The 3,089-nt window shown below is 44.4% G+C and carries 3 protein-coding genes; 1 reads left to right on the top strand and 2 read right to left on the bottom strand.

What is annotated here, in order from left to right:
• Both VN105_RS24985 and VN105_RS24980 read right to left on the bottom strand, forming a co-directional pair.
• Positions 1-719 (bottom strand): phosphosulfolactate synthase (locus VN105_RS24985; protein WP_325645369.1); only part of this gene is annotated, 719 nt, incomplete at its 3' end.
• 177 nt (positions 720-896) lie between these two features.
• Positions 897-2,318 (bottom strand): tetratricopeptide repeat protein, encoded by a 1,422-nt coding sequence (locus VN105_RS24980; protein ID WP_142686023.1) that lies wholly within the window; start codon positions 2,316-2,318, stop codon positions 897-899.
• A 278-nt stretch (positions 2,319-2,596) separates the two neighbouring features.
• Here VN105_RS24980 and VN105_RS24975 point away from each other — a divergent pair, with 278 nt between their 5' ends.
• Positions 2,597-2,881, top strand: a complete 285-nt coding sequence (locus VN105_RS24975) for a hypothetical protein (protein ID WP_325645367.1) — start codon at positions 2,597-2,599, stop codon at positions 2,879-2,881.
• Positions 2,882-3,089 lie beyond the last annotated feature (208 nt).

The following is a 3,089-nucleotide window of genomic DNA, read 5'->3' as shown; positions in this document are numbered from 1 at the left end:
ATACGCATGGCTTCCAGGGAAATCACTTCATTGGGAGCCAGGTTGCCGAGGTTGGCGTTGCAGCCTACCAGCTCCAGGAAGTAAAGCTGCTGGGCTTTTTGCGGTGCTTCCCATATAATTTTTTCAGCAGGGATCTGTGTCAGGATTTCCTGTACCAGGCCCTCGCGTACTTCACCGCTGCCGCGGTAAATACCCACGTTACCGCTTTCACGGGCTTCTGCAATCACATAAGTGGCGCCGGCTGACAGCTCAGCGCTCATCAGTTCTATCCACTTATAGGGAGGTATAATGTGTTCTGCATCTTTAGAACCTACTTCACTCAATACCAGTCCGATTTTAGCCAGCTTTTCGATATAGCCGCATTTTTCTGCATGCGGGATGGTGATAGAGCCGTCGGAAACTTCCATGTAACTGATCCCAAATTCCTTTACCACTTTTATATACTCCTCAAACTGGTTGCGGATTACAAAGGCTTCGAACAGCGTTCCGCCAAAGTATACGGGAATGTTTGCCGCCTGGTAAAGTTCAATTTTTGCGCGTAGGTTGGGCGTAACGAATGCAGTGCCAAAGCCCAGTTTCAGGATATCAACATGCGGACCTGCTACCGATAAAAAATTTCGTGCTTCTTCCAAACTCAGCCCCTTGTCCATTACCATAGTGAGTCCATGTGTACGGGGCTTCTTTGTCCTTTCCGGGATTTGTGTCAGATTAAAATTCATTTGAAATATTTTTATCTTCTTATTGGTCAGTAAAACACATAATTTTCGCCAGGCACTTCGGGATAGCGTAGATGCAATTTTAGTAACCGGAAATACTATTGACTTTTGTCCATGACAATTAAAAGCCGGCGCAAAAATAAGAAGTATACTTTATTTTATTAAAGTAAATAACATTGGTTAACGTTTGCGGCGATATTGGGCAATCAGATCCACCACACTCACATGCTGTAATACAGCAGGGTCAAGCTCTACAAGCTTTTTAACAATTTTGGGCGCCTGTTGCAGGGCCGTTTCCAGGTGCAGTAACCCTTCTTTTGTTTTACCCATAGCTATCAGGATAGCCGCGCGGTAATAAATAAAGATGGGCTTGCGTCCGGCCTTTTCCTCTGCTATGGCCAGTTGTACTAGGGCTTCTTCCAGGAAACCGGATACATACAATCCCTTTAACAGCTCCTGCCAGGTAACTGCGCTTTTGGGCCTGGTACGTACAGCATTCATGAAATGTACCAGTGCATCCTTGTTCTTTCCAAGCTCCAGGTAACATTCACCCAGGCTCATATTATACTCTGCGTTGGTTTTATTTATTTTAAGTGCGCTCAGCAAGGATTTGGCTGCGTTTTCCCAGTTGGCCTCCATCATATAGGCCACCGCGATCTTATAATACAGCTTATCATCACTGGGGCTCAGATGCGAAGCTTTACGGTAATAATAACGCGCCTGCGTAAATTTCCGCTGCCGCTCATAACAATGCCCGATGGCTTCATAGATCACATCCTCCGGCTTGGCTATTTCCAGGTGTTTCTGGAGCACTTCTATCGCTTCCGCATACTTACGGAGCCGGATATACGCATCGCCCATGTTACGGTAGGCGTAATCAAATTTTTCGTCTATCGCCACCGCATACTGGTAGGCGTCTATCGCCTTTTCGTACAGCTTAAGCCCCTGGAACGCGGTTCCAAGGTTAAACCAGGCCAGCTGGTTATACGGATGCTCGTCGATAATGGCGGTGTGCAAACGGATGCTTTCTTCATTACGGCCGGTAAACTCTGTCCAGAAACAGATCTTATGCAACGCCTCTTCACTGGTAGGATCATATTCCAACGCCATTTTCAGGCAGTCGAACACCTTTTCAAATTCCTCCCAGTCGTCGTATACATCGGCCAGTTCCAGCAATAACTCCGTCCTGTCTTCCCCGGAAAACTGTTCAATCTGTTCTTCCAGCACAGTCGCCGCTTTCTGGTGCTGGTTCAGCGCCAGGTAAACGTCTGTTTGCAGTATGTAAAGATTGATATCAGTGCGGTCCAGTACTTCTGCTTTCTCCAGCAAATCCAATGCTTCCTTGTATTTTTTGGTTTCTATCAGTAAGTTGGCCTTTTTGAGAAGTAAGGTGGAGGAATAGGGGAATTGTTCGATGGCTATTTCTGCGGCCTGCAATGCGGTCGGCATCTCGTCATGCTCGTCATAATAGTCTATGATCTGCTCAAATGAATCTTCGTCCAAAAAAGAATGAGACTTACCTGCCCGGAGATTTTCAAACTGCTGCAACAAGTCTCTCAGATCATCAAAATCCTCGTTTAAAAATGAAAAGTCTTTACTCATTACTGTAAATATAGTACTTTTATCTATGCCCAAATATGGGGGGAAATCAATGTTTTAAAATATTTTTAACAATTCTTTGTGATTTCTTCGTATCTTGCGTTAAGAAGATGTTATCTGATATATCAAAAAGTTTGTACATTTGTGTTACAATGAAAGCGAAAACTCACATATCACGTACCTTTTCATTGTCTTGCTTGTTAGCGGGCGCCATGGCGTTTTTTGCTCTCAATGCGCTGGCAAATAATAGCTTTTTGCCAACCGATAATAATAAAGACAAAGTGAAAAAGACAGCTGACAGCCCGCATTTCGTGCTGAATACAGCTATGCCCAAAACCAACCTGAGCCTTGATGCAGGTTACCGCTTTTCCGGTACCTTCAACTCAGCCTTTAAGTTTACTACTACCAATACCAACAATACTGTCATTAACCTGAAAGCGGTAATGACCTATACAAAAGGTAATGTTACTTACGTAGTTCCTTCCAATGTCCAGGTACAGGCACAGCCTCCTGGAAATATGAACTTTCAGAAACTGCAGATCATTCTGCCGCTTAAGAAAGGGTAATAAACTGAACGTTTCTTCAATTACAATATGGGCCGGTTAAAAAGTTCAACAGCTTTTTAACCGGCTCTTTTTTTAGACAACTTCCAACGCCCCATACTTTCCCTTTGAATAAACGTTAACAGCCGTCGCTCTCCCGTTATACAGCCTCTAATACCCCATACACTCCCTTTCAACAATCACTAATGACGCCAGCCTGCCATGATAAAAG

Origin of the sequence: Chitinophaga sp., assembly GCF_035564935.1 — a bacterium.
GTDB lineage: Bacteria > Bacteroidota > Bacteroidia > Chitinophagales > Chitinophagaceae > Chitinophaga.
Note: the sequence above shows the minus strand (reverse complement) of the source record. Positions and strands in the feature narration are given on the sequence as shown.

What these genes read in the sequence shown, in the direction of transcription:
- VN105_RS24980 (WP_142686023.1), bottom strand. Translation starts at nt 2,318, where the DNA reads ATGAGTAAAGACTTTTCATTTTTAAACGAGGATTTTGATGATCTGAGA.